At 64.7% G+C, this 19,919-nt stretch carries 16 protein-coding genes; 6 read left to right on the top strand and 10 right to left on the bottom strand.

Annotated elements, in window-relative coordinates:
* Positions 1-402: 402 nt before the first annotated feature.
* From BVH03_RS19915 to BVH03_RS19895, 5 genes are all read right to left on the bottom strand, one after another.
* Complete coding sequence (locus BVH03_RS19915; protein ID WP_075962804.1) at positions 403-882, bottom strand: MarR family winged helix-turn-helix transcriptional regulator; 480 nt, start codon at positions 880-882, stop codon at positions 403-405.
* An 89-nt stretch (positions 883-971) separates the two neighbouring features.
* Positions 972-1,208 carry a ribosome modulation factor gene (gene rmf, locus BVH03_RS19910; RefSeq protein ID WP_075962803.1) on the bottom strand — a complete coding sequence of 79 codons (237 nt, stop codon included), beginning with the start codon at positions 1,206-1,208 and terminating at the stop codon, positions 972-974.
* Between the two features lie 129 nt (positions 1,209-1,337).
* Complete coding sequence (gene gshA, locus BVH03_RS19905; RefSeq protein WP_075962802.1) at positions 1,338-2,918, bottom strand: glutamate--cysteine ligase; 1,581 nt, start codon at positions 2,916-2,918, stop codon at positions 1,338-1,340.
* Positions 2,919-3,277: 359 nt separating this feature from the next.
* Positions 3,278-3,667, bottom strand: a complete 390-nt coding sequence (locus BVH03_RS19900) for a PaaI family thioesterase (RefSeq protein ID WP_075962801.1) — start codon at positions 3,665-3,667, stop codon at positions 3,278-3,280.
* Positions 3,668-3,670: 3 nt separating this feature from the next.
* Positions 3,671-5,998, bottom strand: a complete 2,328-nt coding sequence (locus BVH03_RS19895) for a Tex family protein (RefSeq protein ID WP_075962800.1) — start codon at positions 5,996-5,998, stop codon at positions 3,671-3,673.
* Between the two features lie 407 nt (positions 5,999-6,405).
* Between BVH03_RS19895 and ompR the strand changes: the two genes are divergently transcribed.
* The 3 genes from ompR (at position 6,406) to BVH03_RS19880 (ending at position 12,597) form a co-directional block, all read left to right on the top strand.
* A complete protein-coding gene (gene ompR / locus BVH03_RS19890) occupies positions 6,406-7,143 on the top strand; it encodes a two-component system response regulator OmpR (protein ID WP_075962799.1) in 738 nt (245 codons plus the stop codon).
* Positions 7,144-7,404: 261 nt separating this feature from the next.
* Positions 7,405-8,718 (top strand): ATP-binding protein, encoded by a 1,314-nt coding sequence (locus BVH03_RS19885; RefSeq protein WP_075962798.1) that lies wholly within the window; start codon positions 7,405-7,407, stop codon positions 8,716-8,718.
* 90 nt (positions 8,719-8,808) lie between these two features.
* The gene (locus BVH03_RS19880; RefSeq protein ID WP_075962797.1) at positions 8,809-12,597 is read left to right on the top strand and encodes an EAL domain-containing protein; all 3,789 of its coding nucleotides are present in this window, start codon (positions 8,809-8,811) and stop codon (positions 12,595-12,597) included.
* Positions 12,598-12,601: 4 nt separating this feature from the next.
* Here BVH03_RS19880 and BVH03_RS19875 read toward each other — a convergent pair whose 3' ends face one another.
* From BVH03_RS19875 to BVH03_RS19860, 4 genes are all read right to left on the bottom strand, one after another.
* Positions 12,602-13,498, bottom strand: coding sequence for an LD-carboxypeptidase (locus BVH03_RS19875; RefSeq protein WP_075962796.1), 897 nt, complete (start codon positions 13,496-13,498; stop codon positions 12,602-12,604).
* A complete protein-coding gene (gene rimK / locus BVH03_RS19870) occupies positions 13,495-14,400 on the bottom strand; it encodes a 30S ribosomal protein S6--L-glutamate ligase (RefSeq protein ID WP_070884623.1) in 906 nt (301 codons plus the stop codon). The genes BVH03_RS19875 and rimK overlap by 4 nt, the downstream gene beginning before the upstream one ends.
* On the bottom strand, positions 14,397-14,831 hold the full coding sequence (locus BVH03_RS19865) for an ATP-dependent zinc protease (RefSeq protein ID WP_168172937.1): 435 nt from the start codon (positions 14,829-14,831) through the stop codon (positions 14,397-14,399). The genes rimK and BVH03_RS19865 overlap by 4 nt, the downstream gene beginning before the upstream one ends.
* A gap of 106 nt (positions 14,832-14,937) precedes the next feature.
* On the bottom strand, positions 14,938-15,729 hold the full coding sequence (locus BVH03_RS19860; protein ID WP_075962795.1) for an EAL domain-containing protein: 792 nt from the start codon (positions 15,727-15,729) through the stop codon (positions 14,938-14,940).
* A 90-nt stretch (positions 15,730-15,819) separates the two neighbouring features.
* On the opposite strand from BVH03_RS19860, the gene BVH03_RS19855 reads away from it, so the two are divergent.
* Positions 15,820-16,245: an RNA-binding S4 domain-containing protein gene (locus tag BVH03_RS19855; RefSeq protein WP_075932320.1), complete on the top strand. Its 426-nt coding sequence runs from the start codon at positions 15,820-15,822 to the stop codon at positions 16,243-16,245.
* 34 nt (positions 16,246-16,279) lie between these two features.
* Here the strand turns inward: BVH03_RS19855 and BVH03_RS19850 are convergent, their stop codons facing one another.
* Positions 16,280-17,071, bottom strand: coding sequence for a phosphatase PAP2 family protein (locus BVH03_RS19850; RefSeq protein ID WP_075962794.1), 792 nt, complete (start codon positions 17,069-17,071; stop codon positions 16,280-16,282).
* Positions 17,072-17,283: 212 nt separating this feature from the next.
* Here BVH03_RS19850 and hslO point away from each other — a divergent pair, with 212 nt between their 5' ends.
* Positions 17,284-18,171 carry an Hsp33 family molecular chaperone HslO gene (gene hslO, locus BVH03_RS19845; RefSeq protein WP_075962793.1) on the top strand — a complete coding sequence of 296 codons (888 nt, stop codon included), beginning with the start codon at positions 17,284-17,286 and terminating at the stop codon, positions 18,169-18,171.
* Between the two features lie 153 nt (positions 18,172-18,324).
* Positions 18,325-19,866 (top strand): phosphoenolpyruvate carboxykinase, encoded by a 1,542-nt coding sequence (locus BVH03_RS19840; RefSeq protein ID WP_075962792.1) that lies wholly within the window; start codon positions 18,325-18,327, stop codon positions 19,864-19,866.
* The last annotated feature ends 53 nt before the right edge of the window (positions 19,867-19,919 follow it).

The following is a 19,919-nucleotide window of genomic DNA, read 5'->3' as shown; positions in this document are numbered from 1 at the left end:
GCGTGCCCGCCCGCTCCCATAATGAGTCCGCCAGCATTACCGTATTGTTTGCGCGCTCAGTTCCGCTCTGACGAGCGGGTTACTTTTGGCATTGCCCGGATAGCCGGCCCCGCCAAAAGAAACCAAAAGGTCTAGCCCCGACACCCGGCCCCAGCTGCGCTGGGGTTCCCTCATTACATCGTCGTTCCGGGGGCCGGCCTGGAAGGGCCATCCATGGCCCATCAGGCGGGGGCGCCTAGCCCCCTCGCCGCATCCATGCGGCTCGTCCCCCTATACAACGATTCCATTCGGCCTCCTGAAGGGGCGATTGATGTCGTCTGCTACCGCCGTGCAGGAGAAACATCAAAAAGCAAAAGCGACGAGTGGCTGCTTCTGCCTTCAAGCGGCCTCTCCCAAGCAGCCTTAACCGTTGACCTTGTGCAGCAACCGTAGCAGTTGGTTGCGCTCGTCGTCGTCGAGGGCAGCGGTGGCCGCTTCGTCGCTGGCCACGGCGATGGCCTTGAGTTGGCCGAGCAGGGCGATGCCTGCCTTGGTGAGGAACACGCCATAGGCGCGCTTGTCCTGCACGCCACGCACGCGCTGGGCCAGGCCGCGGCTTTCCAGCTTGTTGAGCAGCGGCACCAGTTGCGGCGGTTCGATGGCCAGTTGGCGGGCCAGGTCGGCCTGCATCAGGCCTGGTTCGTTGTCGATGATCACCATCGCGGTGAACTGGGCCGGGCGCAGGTCGTGTTCGGCCAGATTACCGACCAAGTGCTGGAACACCTTCAGTTGGGCGCGGCGCAGCGCGTAGCCCACCAGGGTGTCCAGCCAGCTGTCAGGCAGCGCGTCGCCAGCGACGCTGTTCGCGGGCGAGGTGTCCGGCAGGCTGGAAACGTTGCTCATGACTTGGCTTCTTCAGTTAAGAGAGTTAATTATTTTGCACCGTGGCTCGCTGGCTGGCCAGCGTGGAGAGGAGATCGGCGCGCGTCGCGTCAGGCCCGTTTCTTGGCGCCTGGAGCATTGCCCGGCGTGCGATTGAGCTTTTCCGCGCTAAGCCGGCGCTGGCCTTCGCCGTCGACCCAGCCGGCTTCCCAGGCAGCGGCGGGAATGCTGTTGGCGAAGGGCAGGGTCTCGGCTGCATGGCCGGCAAGGCCTGCCATGTAGCCCTGTTGGTAGGCCTTGGTGAGGCTTTCCAGGCTCCAGTGCTGCTTGGTGTCGGGGTGGCTCATGAGAGGGGTTCGCAAAGAGGCTTGCAAACCATGCTAGCCAAATACGCCTGGCCAAACCGGGCCACCTGTCCCGGATTTATGACCATTGGTTTCTTTTGTGACGCAGTCGTCGCGGGCCAGGCCTCGGTTTCACACGGCCAGGGCGAGGATGCTGGCCTGGTAGGCGGCGGCGAAGCTGTCGAAGTCGCCTTCTTCGTGGGCTTCGAGTTCGGCCTGATCCTGCAGTGAGCGCTGTGCGGCCTGCTCGAATTCGGCCTGCCGCTCGCTGCTCAATGGCTGGCCGCGGAAATGCTCGGCGTGGCGCTTGCTCTGGCGCAGGGAAAACGCCGCGAAGCTTTCGCCCTTCTGCAGTTCGGCGAGCACCTGGGCCGAGGGCGTCAGACTGGCATCGTCGACTTTCGCGCGTTGGGCCTGCAGAGCAGCGCCGTGGGCGTCCGTGCCCTGGCTGCGGTCGAGCAGTTCGGTGATCGCCTCGATACCGTCGAGCAGCTCGTGGGCCCAGCTCTGCAGAACCACGGGTGCGCCGTGACGCTGCAGGTGCAGGCCCGGGCGGCGGCCGTCCTTGACCACCTTGAGGAAGTTATCCGAACAGCTGCCGCATTCGCCGTTGCTCAGCTGTGGGCTGTCCTGCAGGGCGCAGTAGAGCAGGAAGGCGTCGAGGAAGCGCGACTCGGCGAGGTCGATGCCCATTGGCAGGAACGGGTTGATGTCCAGGCAGCGCGCCTCGACGTACTGCACGCCACGGGCCATCAGCGCCTGGATCGGCCGCTCGCCACTGTAGGTCACCCGTTTCGGGCGGATGTTGGAGTAGTACTCGTTCTCGATCTGCAGCACGTTGGTGTTGAGCTGCAGCCACTCGCCGTCCTTCTTGGTGCCGATGTCCACATAGGGTGGATAAGGCGTGCCAACCGCCTGGCGCAGGCTGTCGGTGTAGCTGGCCAGGTCGTTGTAGCAGGGCGTCAGCCCGGCCTGGGCTTCGCTCTGGTAACCCAGGTCGCTCATGCGCAGGCTGGTGGCGTAGGGCAGGTACAGGGTATCGGCGTCCAGCTCCTGGAGCTGGTGCGGGGCGCCGCGCATGAAGTTCTTGTCCAGCGCCGGCGAGGCACCGAACAGGTACATCAGCAGCCAGCTGTAGCGGCGAAAGTTGCGGATCAGCGCGATGTAGCGCGAGGACTGATAGTCGCGCGCGCTGCGCCCGTCGCCTTCGGCTTCCTGCAGCACGGCCCACAGCTGCTCCGGCACGGAGAAGTTGTAGTGGATGCCGGCGATGCACTGCATGGTCTTGCCGTAACGCAGGGCCAGGCCCTTGCGGTACACGTACTTGAGTTGGCCGATGTGCGAGCTGCCGTAACGGGCGATCGGAATGGTCTGCTCATCCGGCAGCGGGCCCGGCATCGAGGGGCTCCACAGGTACTCGCCGTCGAGCTTGCTGTACACGAAACGGTGGATGCGATCCAGCTCTGCCAGGGTGTCACCCGGGTCGACCGCCGTGGCGGTGATGAACTCGAGCAGAGATTCGGAATAGTCCGTGGTGATCTGGCCGTTGATCAGCGCCGAGCCCAGCGCAGCGGGGTGCCCGCTCAGCGCCAGCTGGCCGCTTTCATCGACGCGCAGGCATTCACGCTCAATGCCATGCAGGCACTGGGAGAGCAGGGACAGGTTGGCGTGCTCGCCGAGCAGGGCCAGACGGCGGGAGAACAGGTCGCTCAAGATTGCATTCCTTCACGCAGCGGTCGCCCCAATATGGGGGTGGACGCTGGACTCTACAAGGGGCGAATTGCTGACGTTGGTCGTCTGGCGAAAGGGATGTACGTTTTAGCGACACACGCAGGCAGCTTTCAAGCTCTGCCGCGCGTGATCTGGGCCTCGGAGCCTGTTCACGATCTTTATGCGCATGAAGCGGCAGCTACAAGGCAAAAGCGGCTATTGATGAAGTACCTGTGGGAGCGGGCCATGCCCGCGATTTTTCGCGCGCATGGCGCGCTCCCACAATGGATCAGGGAAAGGCCGCTCCCGCCACTTGGCTGCTTGAATCGACGAATCTGCGCTTAGCGATCATGAACAGGATCTTAGAGGCAGGCGAAGGTGGCTTGGGCCTTGGCGACCAGCTTATCGTGCTGGTGCACCTCGGCTTCGATCACCTGGGTGCGGCGGCCGGCGTGGATGACCCAGGCACGGCAGCTCAGGTCACCTTCGGTGACGCCGCGGATGTAGTTGACCTTGCACTCCAGGGTCACGCTGCTCGGCTCGCCGTCGCTGAGGCTGTGGCTGGCCTGGCCCATGGCGGTGTCGATCAGCGAGAACAGCGCGCCGCCGTGCAGCTTGCCGTGCAGGTTGCGCAGGCCGTCGTGCATGCTCAGGGCAATGATCGCTTCGCCGGCCTCGGCCTTGACGATCCTGAGGCCGAGCAGGCGCCCGAAGGCGCTGCTCTTGCCGATTTCATCCGCGGAGTCGCTCATCGCTTACTTCCTCAGCTGCTTGGCGTTGGCGAACAGCGCGGCCATGGCAGCGTTGGCCGGGGCCGGCTTTTCCTGGCCCCCGTGGCGCTCGCTGCGTGGTGCCTGACCGCCCTTGCCCGCGCCCTGGCGAGCACCGCCGCGCGGGCCTTCGACCTTCTCGCCCGGGGTGTCGCTCATGCGCATCGACAGGGCGATGCGGTTGCGCGGGATGTCCACTTCCATGACCTTGACCTTGACCACGTCGCCGGCTTTGACCGCCTCGTGCGGGTCCTTGATGAATTTCTCGGAGAGCGCCGAGATGTGCACCAGGCCGTCCTGGTGCACGCCGATGTCGACGAAGGCGCCAAAGTTGGTCACGTTGGTGACTACGCCTTCGAGGATCATCCCCAATTCGAGGTCTTTGAGGGTTTCCACGCCTTCCTGGAACTCGGCGGTCTTGAACTCGGGGCGCGGGTCGCGACCGGGTTTTTCCAGCTCGCTGAGAATGTCGCTGACGGTCACCTGGCCAAAGGTCTCGTCGGTGAACTTCTTCGGATCCAGGCGCTTGAGAAAGCCCGCATCGCCGATCAGCGAGCGAATGTCGCGGCCCGTGTCGGCGGCGATGCGCTGCACCAGCGGGTAGGTTTCCGGGTGCACGGCGGAGGCATCCAGCGGGTTGTCGCCGTTCATCACGCGCAGGAAGCCGGCGGCCTGTTCGAAGGTCTTGTCGCCCAGGCGCGGGACCTTCTTCAGAGCGTCACGGGTTTTGAATGCGCCGTGAGCGTCGCGGTGGGCGACGATGTTCTGCGCCAAGGTTGCGTTGAGGCCGGAAATCCGTGCCAGCAGGGCGCTGGAGGCTGTGTTGACGTCAACGCCCACGGCGTTCACGCAGTCTTCTACCACCGCGTCCAGGCTGCGCGCCAGCTTCAGCTGGGACACATCGTGCTGATACTGGCCCACGCCGATGGATTTCGGGTCGATCTTCACCAGTTCGGCCAGCGGGTCCTGCAGGCGGCGGGCGATGCTTACCGCGCCGCGCAGCGACACGTCCAGATCGGGGAATTCCCTGGCCGCCAGCTCCGAGGCCGAATACACCGAGGCGCCAGCCTCGCTGACCATGATCTTGGTCATTTTCAGGCCCGGGTACTTCTTGATCAGCTCGATGGCCAGCTTGTCGGTCTCGCGGCTGGCGGTGCCGTTGCCGATGGCGATCAGGTCGACGCCATGCTTGGCGCACAGCTTGGCCAGCACGTTGAGGGTGCCGTCCCAGTCGTTGCGCGGTGCGTGCGGGTAGACGGTGGCGGTGTCGAGCAGCTTGCCGGTGGCATCGACCACCGCCACCTTGCAGCCGGTGCGCAGGCCCGGGTCGAGGCCCAGGGTTGCGCGCGGGCCGGCGGGGGCGGCCAGCAGCAGGTCGTGCAGGTTGCGGGCGAATACGCTGATCGCCTCGGTTTCCGCGCCTTCACGCAGCTCGCCGAGCAGGTCGGTTTCCAGATGGGTGTAGAGCTTGACCTTCCAGGTCCAGCGCACCACCTCGCTCAGCCACTTGTCGCCGGCACGCCCCTGGTTGGCGATGCCGAAACGCTCGGCGATCATGCCCTCGCACGGGTGCAGGGTGCCGGGAAGCTCTTCGCCGACCTTGAGGCTGGCATTGAGGATGCCCTCGTTGCGACCGCGGAAAATCGCCAGGGCCCGGTGTGACGGGGCGCCCTTGAGCTTTTCGTCATGCTCGAAGTAGTCGCGGAACTTGGCGCCTTCGGTTTCCTTGCCGGCGATCACCCGGGCGCTCAGGGTGGCGTTGTCGGTGAGGAAGCCGCGCAGGCTACTGAGCAGGCTGGCGTCTTCGGCGAAGCGCTCCATGAGGATGTACTTGGCGCCTTCGAGCACCGCCTTGGTGTCGGCGAAGCCTTTCTCGGCATCGATGAAGCGCGCCGCTTCGCTCTCCGGGGTCAGGTCTGGATCGTTGAACAGCGCATCGGCCAGCTCGCCGAGGCCGGCTTCCAGGGCGATCTGGCCCTTGGTACGGCGCTTCTGCTTGTACGGCAGGTAGAGGTCCTCGAGGCGCGTCTTGGTATCGGCGAGGTTGATCTCGCGGGTCAGCTCGGGGGTCAGCTTGCCTTGTTCCTCGATGCTGGCGAGGATGCTCGCCCGGCGGTCATCGAGTTCGCGCAGATAACGCAGGCGCTCTTCCAGGTTGCGCAGTTGGGTATCGTCGAGGCTGCCGGTGACTTCCTTGCGGTAACGGGCGATGAACGGCACGGTAGAGCCTTCATCCAGCAGCTGTACGGCGGCGGCGACCTGTTGCGGGCGCACGCCCAGTTCTTCGGCGATACGGTTGTTGATGCTGAGCATAGAAAGAAGAGTCCACCTTGAAACGACTAAAACCGGCCTCGCTCATGATGAGCCGGACACTGACGGGCACCTTTAGAAACTACCTGCGTTGTCATCACAGCGTTAAAAACAGGCTCGGACTGCTCATTTACAACCCGTAAACTGCGCGTCCTCGCCTGTTTGCCTTGTGCTGACTGCCTCGCCTACGTTTCTAAAGGCGCCCTAAAGCGGCGCATTATAGCCACGCCCACACGGGCGCAGGCCACTCGCCGTTGGCGGCTGTCAGACCATGAATTGGTGCGAAGTGCGCCAACAACGGCGAAAAATCTGCTAACAATGGACAATACGTGGTCTACACGGCCTCTGAGCCATAATGCCGCCGGTCAGCCGGGCGCAACGCGTCGCGGACTCTCGGTCAAGGAGCTTCTATGAGCAGTACTGCAGTACCACCGGTTGAAGGCGAAAAGATCCTGATTGTCGATGACGACGCCCGTCTGCGTCGCCTGCTCGAGCGTTTCTTCGACGAGCAGGGCTATCGCGTCCGCGCCGTGGAAAACGTCGAGCAGATGGACCGCCTGCTATCGCGCGAGCTGTTCAACCTGGTGGTGCTCGACCTGATGCTGCCCGGCGAGGATGGCATGAGCGCCTGCCGCCGTCTGCGCGCGTCCAACAACCAGGTGCCGATCATCATGCTCACTGCCAAGGGTGACGAAGGCAGCCGTATCCAGGGTCTGGAGATCGGTGCCGACGATTACCTGGCCAAGCCTTTCAACCCGCGCGAACTGCTGGCTCGCATCAAGGCCGTGCTGCGCCGTCAGGCGCCGGTCGTGCCGGGCGCGCCGGGCAGCGAAGACGAGAGCGTCACCTTTGGTGATTACGAGCTGTCCCTGGCCACTCGTGAGCTGAAGAAGGGCGACGAGGTGCACATGCTCACCACCGGCGAGTTCGCGGTGCTCAAGGCGCTGGTGCAACATGCCCGCGAGCCGCTGACCCGCGACAAGCTGATGAATCTGGCCCGCGGTCGCGAGTGGGATGCCCTGGAGCGCTCCATCGACGTACAGATTTCCCGTCTGCGCCGACTGATCGAGCCGGACCCGTCCAAGCCGCGCTACATCCAGACCGTCTGGGGCGTGGGTTATGTATTCGTGCCGGACGGCAACAAATGACAGACCGGTGAGAAGCCTCCTGCGTTGCCATCGCGGCGTTGAGAACAGGCTGGGCAGCCCCGGCCAAACTGCGTATTTACTGCTCGGCCACCGTGCGCGTTCGCCCGCTCTCGCGGAGTCGCCATCGTCAGTGCACTGGTTGCCTGGCCCAGGTATCTCAACGGCCTGTTGGCCAATCGAACACAAAAGGGCTGGCCACCGAAACCAGCCCTTTTGCGTTAAGTTTCCCGCCCTCAGCGTTCTGCCCCGGCTTCTGTCCTTATGAAAGCTCCTCTCTGGTTTCCGCAAAGTTTCTTCTCGCGCACCCTCTGGCTGGTGCTGATCGTCGTGCTGTTCTCCAAGGCGCTGACCCTCGTCTACCTGATGATGAACGAGGACGTGCTGGTCGATCGTCAGTACAGCCATGGCGCGGCCCTGACCCTGCGCGCTTACTGGGCGGCGGATCCCGAGGATCGCGCCAGCATCGCCGAGGCCGCCGGCCTCAAGCGGGTGACGCGCGCCGAAGTGCCGGCCAGCGAGGAGCACTGGCCCTACAGCGAGATCTTCCAGCGGCAGATGCAGTCCGAACTCGGTCCGGATACCGAAACCCGGGTCCGCGCCAAGAGCCCGCCAGCGCTGTGGGTGCATGCACCGACCCTGGGCGAGGACTGGGTTCGCGTACCGCTCTACCCGCACCCGCTACGTGGCCAGCGGATCTGGAGCGTGCTGGGCTGGTTTCTGGGCATCGGCCTGTTGTCCACAGCGGCGGCGTGGATTTTCGTGCGCCAGCTCAGCGCGCCGCTCAAGCGCCTGGTGATCGCTGCCCGGCAGTTTGGCCAGGGCCGCAGCGTGCGGTTGCCGGTGGGCGATACGCCGAGCGAAATGACCGAGGTATACCGCGCCTTCAACCAGATGGCCGAGGACGTCGAGCAGGCCGGGCGCGAGCGCGAGCTGATGCTCGCCGGGGTGTCCCATGATCTGCGCACGCCGTTGACGCGGCTGAGGCTGTCGCTGGAGTTTCTCGACCACGATTCCGAGCTGACCGACGACATGGTGCGCGATATCGAGGACATGGACGCCATTCTCGATCAGTTCCTGGCCTTCATCCGCGACGGTCGCGACGAGCCCGTCGAAGACCTGGTGCTGCCCGAGCTGATTCGCGAGGTGGTCGCCCCCTACAACCAGAAGGGCGAACAGGTGCGCCTGTTCCTCGAACCGATCCCGGCCTTTCCGCTGCGCCGGGTGTCGATCAAACGGTTGATCGTCAACCTGATCGAAAATGCCCTGCGCTATGGCGGCAGCCCGGTGGAAATCGTCCTGTCAGTGGCCGGTGACCCCAGTGCGCCTTACGTGGTATTGAGCGTGATGGACCGCGGCGCCGGCATCGATCCGAGCGAGCTGAGCAATATCGTCAACCCGTTCATCCGTGGCGACAGCGCCCGCGGTGGCAAGGGAGCCGGGTTGGGGCTGGCAATCGTCAAGCGCATCGCTTCGCTGCATGGCGGCAGCGTGGAATTGCGCAATCGTACCGGTGGTGGGCTGGAGGCCCGTATTTGTCTGCCTCTGGGGTTGGTGTTGCCACGCGACGCGGCCTGATTCTCGACTAGGCTGTTAACTCGATGCAGGCACCTGTACAGCCCTGATAGGCTGCTTCATGCTGTGCTGGCATAGCGATATGAGGTTCGTATGCCCAGCACTGCCGAACGCTTGCCGTTCTGGACCTGGTGGTTGCCACTGCCTGCGTTCCATTTGGCTACACAGCTGTCCCTGGCCACCCAGTTCGAGGGTGGGTTGGGCATTCTCTACCTGCCGTTCGCCCTCGGCTTGGTACTGGTGCTCTGGTGGGGGCCGCGGGTGCTGTGGGCGCTCTACGCCAATGCGCTGCTTTGCGCGCCTCTGTGGGGCCTGGACTGGCCCCAGGCGCCACTGCATGCGGCGCCGGAAACCCTGGGCGTCGCCTGCTGTTACCTGTCGCTGCGCTGGCGGCCATTCGATGCGGCATTGCCGGACATCAGTCACCTGCTGCGCTTCATCCTGCTCGGTGTGCTGATACCGGCGGCAGTCACCTGCCTGCTGCTGATCGGCTGTCGGTTGCTGCTCGACGAACTGACCATGGCGCAGGAGCCGCAGCTGGTTCTGGCGCTCTGGCTGGCCGACAGCCTGACCGCGCTGGTTATATCCATTCCCCTGCTGACCTATCTCAGCCCCTGGTTGCGCCGGCGCAGCTGGCTGATGCGGGCAGCGGGCATCGCGACGCCGCTGCTGCAGGTGCCCCGGGTTTTGCGCACGCTGCCATCGCCGTACTTACTGCTGCCGGTGCTGGTTTGCCTGCCGGTGCTGGTGGAGCTGTTGCCTGCGCCCCTGAAGATGCCAGCCGTAGGCCTGGTCATGCTGGGTCTCGCGCTGGTCTGGGGGTTCTCCGGGGCGGTATGCGGGGCTGCGATCAGCGCCGTCGCCATCCTGGTGCTGCCCTGGTTTCATGCGGTCACCGATGGCGGCAGCTGGACCGATCCGCAGCGTGTCGAGCTGCACTTCGGCATCCTGCTGTTCGTCCTGGCCGCGCTGCTGATCGGCCGCAGCCTCACTGACCTGCGCCTGGCCCTCAGCCATAGCGCGGCAGTGCAGCGCCAACTGAACCTGGCGCATTCGGCGCTGGATGCCAGCCCGCTGGGGGTGCTGATCGCCGATGCGCGACAGGCCGAATTGCCGCTGATCTACTGCAACCCGGCCTTCGAACAGATCAGCGGGCGCGAGGCCGATGCGACCCTCGGCCTCAGCCTCCTCGAGCTGCTGCGCGGCGAGAAACGCCACGAAGGCCTGCATGTGCTGGAAACCGCCATTCGCCGCGAGGTGCCCGGCAATGCCGTGTTGCGCCTGCAGCGCCAGGGCGGCGAAGCCTTCTGGGGCGAAGTGATTCTGGCGCCGATGCGCGACGAGGAAGGCGTCAGTCACTTCATCGTCATGCAGCAGGACGTCAGCGCACGCGAGCAACTGGCCCAGGACATGGTGCGCCAGAGCGAGGCCCTGCAACAGCAGAGCCATTTGTTCACCCAGACCGAGAACATCGCCGACCTGGGCGGCTGGTCGCTGAACATGCGTGACATGAGCATGTACTGGAGCGCCGGCTGCTTCGCCATCTACGAGCTGGACCCGAAAAGCGGTGCGCCGTCCTTCGAGGAATCGCTGAATCAGTTCGATGCGCCTGGTCGCGAGCTGATCGGCCGCACCCTGCAGAAGGTGTACAAGGGCGACGACCAGTTCGACATCGAGGTGCGCGGCAGTACCGCCAAGGGCCGCACGCGCTGGGTCAGGCTACTGGGCGTGGCCGAGCGCGACGGTGGCGAGCTGGTACGCATCTATGGTGCCGCTCAGGACATCACTGCGCGGCGCCGCACCGAGCAGCAACTGCGCGAGCGCGACGATCGTCTGCGCCTGTTCTTCGAGGCGCCGCTGATCGGCATGGCGCTGATTACCCCGACCTTCGGTTGGTCGGAGGTCAACCTCAAACTGTGCAGCATCCTTGGCCTGAGCCGCGAGCAACTGATGGAATCCAGCTGGGCCAGCATCAGCAGCCCCGAGGACCTGGAGGCCGAGCAGCCCCTGCTCGACGAAGTGCTCAGCGGCAGCCGCGAGGGCTTCGAGCGCGATCGCAATTTCCTGCGCGGCGACGGCAGCCCGGTGCAGACGCGCCTGCACCTGCGTGCGGTGCGACGCACCAATGGCGGCGTCAGCATGTTCTTGTTGCTGGTCGAGGACATCAGCGCGCGCTACGAAGCCGAAGCCCGCTATCGCACCGTCGTCGAGCATGCGCCCGAGGCGATCATGCTCTATAGCGAAGAGGGCGGCATGGTCGATTTCAACGGCAACGCCCTGCGCCTGTTCGGCTATCGACGCGAGGAGCTGCTCAGTCGCTGGCCTTTCGAACTGAGCCCGGAGCTTCAGGCCGACGGCAGGCCGTCCTCCGAGGCTGCCAAACACTACCTCAAGGCCGCCCTGCGCGGTGAGGTGCCGGTGTTCGAATGGTTGCACCAGGATAGCGGCGGTCGGCAGTTTCCCTGTGAAGTACGCCTTGTGCGGCTGCCGGGCGAGCCGGTGCTGATTCGCTGCAGCGTCACCGATATCTCCGAGCGCCAGCGTTACCAGCGGGAGATCGAACGCCTGGCCTACAGCGACGAACTCACCGGCCTGCCCAACCGCCGGCTGATGCTCGACCGCCTGCAGCATGCCATGGACCGTGAGATACGCCAGGGCAGCCTGGGCGCGCTGCTGTTCATCGACCTCGACCATTTCAAGACGGTCAACGACAGCCTCGGCCACCTGGTCGGCGACAGCCTGCTACGAGAGGTGACCGCGCGTCTGGAAGGGCAACTGCGTACCGAAGACACCCTCGCGCGCATGGGCGGTGATGAGTTCGTGGTGCTGCTCGAGGGCCTGGATGCCAATGCCCAACTGGCGGGCGAGCAGGCTGCGCTGGTTGGCGAGCGCTTGCTCAAGAGCCTGGAACGGCCCTGCGTGATCGACGGTCACGAGTTGTCCATGAGCGCCAGCATCGGCATCGCCCTGCATCCGTTCGGAGAGCAGAACGCCGCCGATGTGCTCAAACAGGCCGACACCGCCATGTACCGTGCCAAGCAGGGTGGGCGCAACGCCCTGCACTTCTTCGCACCCGCCATGCAGGCAGCCATCGACCAGCGTCTGCAGCTGCAGGGCGAGCTGCGCCAGGCGATTGCCCGGGAGCAGCTTTACTTGGTGTTCCAGCCACAATTGCAATTGGATGATGGCCGGTTGATCGGTGCCGAGGTGCTGGTGCGCTGGGCGCACCCGGAAAAGGGCGAGATTCTGCCAGGTCATTTCATTCCCCTGGCCGAAGAAACCGGCTTGATTCAGGACATCGGCAATTGGGTGCTCGAACGGGCCTGCGCCACCCTGCAGGGGTGGCAGGCGGAGTACCCGGACGTGGTATTGGCGGTGAACCTCAGCCCGCGCGAGTTGCGCAGCCGCGAGTGCGTCGAGCGGGTACGTGGCTGCCTGGAACGCTACGGCGTGCCGGCCGCGGCCCTGGAGCTGGAGCTCACCGAAGGCGTGCTACTCGAGGACGTCGAACAGTGCATCGCCAACATGCGCGCGCTCAAGAAGCTCGGCGTACGCTTCTCGATCGACGACTTCGGCACTGGCTATTCGTCCCTGACCTATCTCAAGCGCCTGCCGCTGGACCGGCTGAAGATCGACCGCAGCTTCACCCAGGATCTAGGGGCAAGCGGCAACGGCAGTAACGTGCTGCTGGTGGAAACCATCCTGATGATCGCCCGCAACCTGGGCCTGGAGTGCGTGGCCGAGGGCATCGAAACCAGCGACCAGCTCGAGCACCTGAAGCGTCTGGGTTGCGAGTTCGGTCAGGGTTATCTGCTGGGCAGGCCGATGGTCGAGGCGGAGTTCGTGGCGCGAATGGGCCGGCCGCACCAGGCCCGTTCCTGAGTCTTCACCAGCTCAGTTCGTCACCCTGCAAGCGCGCCTTGCGGCCATACGGCCAGGCGAAGTTGGCGTCGCCGTGGCCGCTGGGCAGCTCGCCGTAGAGCGGGATGTCGAAGGGTGCCAGGTACTCGCCGATGATTTCCTCGATGCTGTGCTGCACGCCGCGCCGTGGGCAGTCGGTGAAGCTGCCCAGGCACAACGCGGCCGGGCGGCGCTCGGCGAAGCTTTCGAACAGTTGCCAGAAGCTGCGCTCCAGGCGGTAGTACGGCTCGCCGACGTCCTCGAGAATCAGGATGGCATCGTCCGGCAGTTGCATGCCGGCGACTGTGCCGCAACCGCTGGCCAGCGCCGTCAGGTTGCCGCCGACCAGCGGGCCTTCGACGACAGTTTGCGGGCCGCTGAGGTGGCGTACGGGTAGCGAGTGGCTGCGGTCCTGCAGCAGATCCCACAGCGAGCGCATCGACGCCAGCCACTCGCGTTGGCCGGCCGGTGCGGACAGGGCCTGCAGGCCGAGGGCAGTGGCCACCGGGCCGTGGATGCCGGGCAGGTCGTGGCGGGCGAAGGCGTCGAGCAGCACCGACAGGTCCGAGTAACCGATCAGCGGCCTTGGGCTGGCGCGCTGCAACAATGGCCAGTCGATGCCCGGCAGCAGCTGCGCGCTGCCGTAGCCGCCGCGCAGGCACCAGACGGCGTCGATGTCCGGCAGGCTGAAGGCTTCGTGCAGGTCGTCCAGGCGCTGCGCCGGCGTGCCCGCCAGGTAACGATGACGGGCGCGCACGTGGCGCCCCAGGTGGTAATCGATGCCCTGCACGTCGAGTTGCGCCAGGGTGGTGTCGAAGATCTCGTTGGCGATTGCCGAGGCGGGGGCGATCAGGGCCACACGGCCCTTGAAGGCTGTACTCATCCTTTACCCTTGGTGCGTGTCAGGTTGGGGCCGCCGTTCTTTTCCAGGTAGCCGATGATCATTCCGGCAACGTCCTTGCCGGTGGTCACTTCGATGCCTTCCAGGCCGGGCGAGGAGTTCACCTCCATCACCAGCGGGCCGTGGTTGGAGCGCAGGATGTCGACGCCGGCCACCGACAGGCCCATGACCTTGGCGGCGCGGATGGCGGTCATGCGTTCTTCCGGGGTGATCTTGATCAGGCTGGCGGTGCCGCCGCGGTGAAGGTTGGAGCGGAATTCGCCGGGCTTGGCCTGGCGTTTCATCGCCGCGATGACCTTGTCGCCGACCACGAAGCAGCGGATGTCGGCGCCGCCGGCTTCCTTGATGTACTCCTGCACCATGATGTTCTGCTTGAGGCCCATGAAGGCCTCGATCACCGATTCGGCGGCCTTCTCGGTTTCGCACAGCACCACGCCGATACCCTGGGTGCCTTCGAGCACCTTGATCACCAGCGGCGCGCCGTTGACCATCTGGATCAGGTCGGGAATGTCGTCCGGCGAGTGGGCGAAGCCGGTCACCGGCAGGCCGATGCCGCGCCGCGACAGCAACTGCAGGGAGCGCAGCTTGTCCCGCGAGCGGGCGATGGCCACCGATTCGTTGAGCGGCACCACGCCCATCATCTCGAACTGGCGCAGCACCGCGCAGCCATAGAAGGTCACCGAGGCGCCGATACGCGGGATCACCGCGTCGAAGCCTTCCAGCGGTTTGCCGCGATAATGGATCTGCGGCTTGTGGCTGGCGATGTTCATGTAGGCGCGCAGGGTATCGATCACCACCATTTCATGGCCGCGCTGTTGCCCGGCTTCGACCAGGCGACGCGTGGAATACAGGCGCGGATTGCGCGACAGCACAGCGATTTTCATTGGGCACCGGTCGGGTCGGGAAGCACAGGTTTGTCTTGTACGTAAGTGAGCGCCGGGTTGACCACCAGTTGGCCGTCGACCAGGGCTTTGGAACCGAGCAACATGCGATAGCGCATGGTCTTGCGGCTGGCCAGGGTGAACTCCACCGGCCACTGCAGATCGCCCAGCATCAGACTGGTACGGATCACGTAGCGGCTCTGGGCCTGGCCGTTGGAACTCTTGATGGTCTTGAGCGCGACCAGGCGCGCCTCGCAGCGATGGCGGCGCTGCACTTGGGTGCCGATGTAGGCGGTGAAGCGCACCCAGCGTTCGCCGTCGCGCTCGAACGGCTGAATGTCGCTGGCGTGCAGGCTCGACGTGCTGGCGCCGGTGTCGATCTTGGCGCGCAGGCCGACGATGCCCAGCTCCGGCAGGTTCACCCACTCGCGCAGGCCGATCACGTTGAGGTGGTCGAATGTCTTCAAGAACGCGTTCCGTCTCTATAAGGGCTGGCATCAGGCGCGCATGGTACTGAAAATTCGCCGTGCTGCACGCCTGTCAATGGGTGATCGTAGCGGATGCCCATGCCGCTTCGGCTATCGTCGGCAGAGCCCTGAATTGCGGCTTGGCGAACAGGTAACCCTGCATCAGGTCGATGCCGCTGGCAGCGAGAAAGTCGCGTTCGCCCGGCGTTTCGATCCCCTCGGCGATCACCGTTACACCCAGATCGTTACAAATGCGGAGGATGCCGCGCACGATGGCCTGGCGGGCCTTGTCCTGGTCGACGTCGCGGATCAGCGCCATATCCAGCTTGATCAGGTCAGGCTGGAAATCGGCCAACAGGGTGAGACCGGAATGGCCAGCGCCGAAATCGTCGATGGCCGTCTTGAAACCGAACTCTCGGTACTGGCGCAGGATGTTGGTCAGGTGCCTGCTGTCGGCCATGTGATCGCTTTCCAATGTCTCGAAAATCAGCCGGTCGAGAGGGAAGTCATGCTGACGCGCCGCTTCCAGGGTGCTGCGGATGCACAGCTCGGGGCGATACACGGCGTTGGGCAGGAAGTTGATCGACAGGTAGCTGGCCATGCCCAGTTGCTTGGCCTCGGCAATGGCCTGGGTGCGGCAGCGCTGGTCGAAGCGATAGCGGTTGTCGTCGTTGACGCGCTCGAGTATGGACAGCGCCCCTTCGCCCGCCGGCCCGCGCACCAGTGCCTCATGGGCGAATACCTGACGGCTGCGGATGTCGATGATCGGCTGGAAGGCGAAATGAAAGTCGAAGTCCAGCTCCGGGCTGCTCTGGCAGCCACGGCATTTTTCGGGGTGGACGAGATCGCTGGGAAAGTGGGTCACCGCTGCTCCAGAATGAGGATCGCTCGAGCTTGCATGCATGGGACAATGCGCACAGGCTCAAGTGACAATGAATAGTGATGATAGCCAGCAATGAGTGAGGTAAGGGTGGCAAAGCAGGATGCCGATGACAAGGTTCGCTTGGACAAGTGGCTGTGGGCCGCGCGCTTCTACAAGACCCGTGCGCTCGCCAAGGCGGCGATCGAGGGTGGCAAGGTGCATTGTCGCGGTGAGCGCTGCAAACCGGGCAAGGAACCCAGGGTCGGCGAAGAGTACGTGATTCGTACCGGTTTCGATGAACGCACCGTGGTGGTTCAGGCGCTGTCGGTGGTGCGTCGCGGGGCGCCCGAGGCGCAGACGCTGTATGCCGAAACCGGCGAGAGCATCGTGCGCCGCGAGTTGGCCGCCGAGCAGCGCAAGGCCGGTGCCCTGGGCGTACAGACCGAAGGGCGGCCGAGCAAGAAGCAGCGCCGGCAGCTGTTCTACCTGCGCGGCGGCTCCGGGGAGTGGGTGGAGTAGGGCGGCCAGCTCTGGGCGAGCCGGCCAGCCGTGATCAGCGCCCGCTGATTACGGCGAAGCCGCCGATCACCGGCACGCGGGCCAGAATCCGCATCAGCGGTGCCGTCGCCCGTTCGATGGCGGCGCTGGCTCGGTAGGCCAATGGCGTGTAGCAGCTCCAGGCGATGCCCAGCACGCTGAGCAGTACTCCACCGACGAAGGCATCCGCTCCCCAATGGGCGCCAGCGACCAGCCGCGGCAGCATGCCGATCACCGCTACTGCCCAGGCCAGCAAGCGGCGCCAGCCGCTGACGAAGAGGCTGCAGAACATCGCCCAGATCAACAGCACCGAGGCGTGGTCGCCCGGGAAGCTGCGCGTGGCGCTGTCCTTCAGGTCCCAGCGCTCTTCCCAGGCGGGAAACATCTCGGTGAGCCGTGCGCTGCCTTCGACCTGCAGCGAGGGGCTCGCATGCTGCCAGCCCATGTACTCGACCAGATCGGCAAAGCCCACGCGCATCAGCAGCATGACGATCAGGGCGACCAGAAACGCATAGAGGCCGGTGCGCACCTGGTTGGCCGGAAATATCAGGCCGGCCCGCAGCATGATTGCCAGCATCACCACGCCGACGCCGGCGTCCACCGGGCGCATGCTGCCGATCGCCCAGATATGCGCCCACAGGCCGGCGGCGTGTACGGGGTCGTTGAGCAGATGGAACAACCAGACGTCGAACTGATTCCAGTACACGCGGGTAACCGGCCACAGCCAGCTGGCGAACAGCACGGCGACGAGCAGGTGGCTGATGAGCAGGGCGCGTGGGCGCCATTGAGCGTTGAGGGCGAGATGCATGATGGCGGCTCGAGGAAAACCGCTGATTCTAGGCAAGCGTGTCGTCCTGCTGGGTGCTATCGCTGCTTCGTTCAGCCGGCGTTCAGGCTGCAGGAAGCAGCCGTTCTTCGCCTGCGGCTTGGTCGGCGCCGCGTTTGCGCCTAAAATTGCCGGCCCCCAGCCCAGCGGGTGCGCCCCTGGTCTGTCTTGCATCCTTGAGCAGGCGACTCGTTATGTCCGACTTCACCCAACGCTTTATTTTCGATGACACCGATGTGCGCGGTGAACTGGTCGGGCTGTCCGGCAGCTATCAGCAGGTGCTGGCCAAGCACGATTACCCGCGCCCGGTGGCGCAGCTGCTCGGTGAGCTGCTGGCTGCCGCCTCCCTGCTGGTCGGCACCCTGAAGTTCGACGGCCTGCTGGTGCTGCAGGTACGTTCCGAAGGCCCGGTGCCGCTATTGATGGTGGAGTGTTCCAGCGAAGGTGACCTACGCGGCATCGCCCGTTACGACGCCGAGCGCGTCACCGAAGGCGATGGCCTGCGCCAGCTGATGCCCGAAGGGGTGATGGCGATGACCGTCGACCCCACGCAGGGCCAGCGTTACCAGGGTATCGTGTCGCTGGACGGCGCCACCCTGGCCGACTGCCTGACCAACTACTTCGCCACCTCCGAGCAGCTGGCCACGCGGTTCTGGCTGTGCGCCGACGGCCTGCGCGCCCGTGGCTTGCTGCTCCAGCAACTGCCGCCCGATCGCCTGACCGACGACGACGAGCGTGCCGCCAGCTGGGAGCACCTGGTGACCCTGGCCGACACCCTGCAGAACGAGGAATTGCTGGGCCTGGACAACGAGACCCTGCTGCATCGCCTGTACCACCAGGAGACGGTTCGCCTGTTCGATCCGCGTGGCATTCGCTTCCGTTGTAGCTGCTCTCGTGAACGCTCGGCCAAAGCGCTGGTCAGTTTAGGGCGGGCCGATGCCGAGCTGCTGCTCAGCGAGCATCATGGCCGCGTGGAAATCGACTGCCAGTTCTGCAACGAACGCTACGGCTTCGACGCCGCCGACATCGCTCAGCTGTTCGCTGGCGGAGGCAGTCAACAGCCCTCCGACACCCGTCACTGAGGGCTGCCAGCAACGCGCAGGCTGTTCTGATTGGGGGCTGCACCCGCGGTCCGCTTTTCTGGCATAATCCGCGCACTTTTTTAGCTGTAGCCCTGTTCTCTGCATGGCTACAAACGTTTGGAAGACTCGGCCGATCGGCCGACGGGGACTCACATGACGCAAGCCAACAACGCTGTGTACACCGACATCAGCACTGCCCAACTGGTCGAAGAAGCCCTTCGTCGCGGTGAAGGCGAACTGGCGTCCACCGGTGCTCTGGTTGTACGCACCGGCCACCGTACCGGGCGTTCTCCGGTCGACCGCTTCATCGTCGACGAGCCGAGCACTTCGGCCGACATCGGCTGGGGCCCGATCAACCGCAAGTTTCCAGCGGACAAGTTCGATGCGCTGTGGGAGCGCGTTCAGGCGTTCTCCAACGCCCAGGACAGCTTCGTTTCCCACGTTCATGTAGGTTCTGCCGAAGACCACTACCTGCCCGTCAAGATGACCACTGCCACCGCTTGGCAGAACCTTTTCGGCCGCCAGCTGTTCATCGAGCCGACCCAGTACAACCCGTCCGGCAAGCAGGAGTGGCAGGTTCTCAACGTCGCCAACTTCGAGTGCGTGCCGGAGCGTGACGGCACCAACTCCGACGGCTGCGTGATCATCAACTTCGCTCAGAAGAAGGTGCTGATCGCCGGCATGCGTTACGCCGGTGAAATGAAGAAAGCCATGTTCAGCGTGCAGAACTTCCTGCTGCCGGCCGCCGACGTGCTGCCGATGCACTGCGCCGCCAACATCGGCGAAGAAGGCGACGTGACCCTGTTCTTCGGCCTGTCCGGCACCGGCAAGACCACCCTGTCCGCCGACGAAAGCCGTTACCTGATCGGTGACGACGAGCACGGCTGGGGCGAGGGCGTGGTGTTCAACATCGAGGGCGGTTGCTATGCCAAGTGCATCGACCTGTCCGAGAAGAACGAGCCGGTGATCTGGAAAGCCATCAAGTTCGGTACCGTGCTGGAAAACGTGGTGCTCGACGAGCAGCGCAAGCCGGATTACACCGACGACAGCCTGACCCAGAACAGCCGCGCCGCCTACCCGCTGGAATTCGTCGAGAAGCGCAGCGAGAAGAACCTCGGTGGCGAGCCGAACGCGGTGATCTTCCTGACCTGCGACCTGACCGGCGTACTGCCGCCCGTGTCGATCCTCAACAACGAGCAGGCCGCCTACCACTTCCTGTCCGGCTACACCGCCCTGGTCGGCTCCACCGAAATGGGTTCGGGCAGCGGTATCAAGTCGACCTTCTCCACCTGCTTCGGCGCGCCGTTCTTCCCGCGCCCGGCTGGCGTCTACGCCGAGCTGCTGATCAAGCGTATCCAGGCCTTCGGCTCCAAGGTCTACCTGGTCAACACCGGCTGGACCGGCGGTGGCTACGGCGTCGGCAAGCGTTTCAACATCCCGACCACCCGTGGCGTGATCGCTGCGATCCAGAGCGGTGCGCTGATCGATGCCGAGACCGAGCACCTGCCGATCATCAACCTGGATGTGCCGAAGTCGGTACCGGGCGTCGAGACCAACCTGCTCAACCCGCGCAACACCTGGGCTGACCAGAATGCCTACGACGAAGCCGCCAAGGGCCTGGCCAAGCTGTTCATCGACAACTTCACCAAGTTCGACGTCAGCGACGCCATCAAGAAAGCCGGCCCGCAGCTCTAAGCGCTGGGTAGAGCAAAAGAAACCGCCTTCGGGCGGTTTCTTTTTGGCGGCAG

It is taken from the genome of Pseudomonas sp. PA15(2017), assembly GCF_001945395.1.
Taxonomy (GTDB): Bacteria; Pseudomonadota; Gammaproteobacteria; order Pseudomonadales; family Pseudomonadaceae; genus Aquipseudomonas.
The sequence above is the reverse complement of the archived record's forward strand: the minus strand, read 5'-3'. Positions and strand labels throughout refer to the sequence as shown.

What these genes read in the sequence shown, in the direction of transcription:
- rmf (WP_075962803.1), bottom strand. Translation starts at nt 1,208, where the DNA reads ATGAGCCACCCCGACACCAAGCAGCACTGGAGCCTGGAAAGCCTCACC.
- BVH03_RS19895 (WP_075962800.1), bottom strand. Translation starts at nt 5,998, where the DNA reads ATGCTCAGCATCAACAACCGTATCGCCGAAGAACTGGGCGTGCGCCCG.
- BVH03_RS19840 (WP_075962792.1), top strand. Translation starts at nt 18,325, where the DNA reads ATGACGCAAGCCAACAACGCTGTGTACACCGACATCAGCACTGCCCAA.
- BVH03_RS19875 (WP_075962796.1), bottom strand. Translation starts at nt 13,498, where the DNA reads ATGAGTACAGCCTTCAAGGGCCGTGTGGCCCTGATCGCCCCCGCCTCG.
- BVH03_RS19915 (WP_075962804.1), bottom strand. Translation starts at nt 882, where the DNA reads ATGAGCAACGTTTCCAGCCTGCCGGACACCTCGCCCGCGAACAGCGTC.
- rimK (WP_070884623.1), bottom strand. Translation starts at nt 14,400, where the DNA reads ATGAAAATCGCTGTGCTGTCGCGCAATCCGCGCCTGTATTCCACGCGT.
- BVH03_RS19900 (WP_075962801.1), bottom strand. Translation starts at nt 3,667, where the DNA reads ATGAGCGACTCCGCGGATGAAATCGGCAAGAGCAGCGCCTTCGGGCGC.
- BVH03_RS19885 (WP_075962798.1), top strand. Translation starts at nt 7,405, where the DNA reads ATGAAAGCTCCTCTCTGGTTTCCGCAAAGTTTCTTCTCGCGCACCCTC.
- BVH03_RS19850 (WP_075962794.1), bottom strand. Translation starts at nt 17,071, where the DNA reads ATGCATCTCGCCCTCAACGCTCAATGGCGCCCACGCGCCCTGCTCATC.
- BVH03_RS19855 (WP_075932320.1), top strand. Translation starts at nt 15,820, where the DNA reads ATGAGTGAGGTAAGGGTGGCAAAGCAGGATGCCGATGACAAGGTTCGC.
- BVH03_RS19880 (WP_075962797.1), top strand. Translation starts at nt 8,809, where the DNA reads ATGCCCAGCACTGCCGAACGCTTGCCGTTCTGGACCTGGTGGTTGCCA.
- hslO (WP_075962793.1), top strand. Translation starts at nt 17,284, where the DNA reads ATGTCCGACTTCACCCAACGCTTTATTTTCGATGACACCGATGTGCGC.
- ompR (WP_075962799.1), top strand. Translation starts at nt 6,406, where the DNA reads ATGAGCAGTACTGCAGTACCACCGGTTGAAGGCGAAAAGATCCTGATT.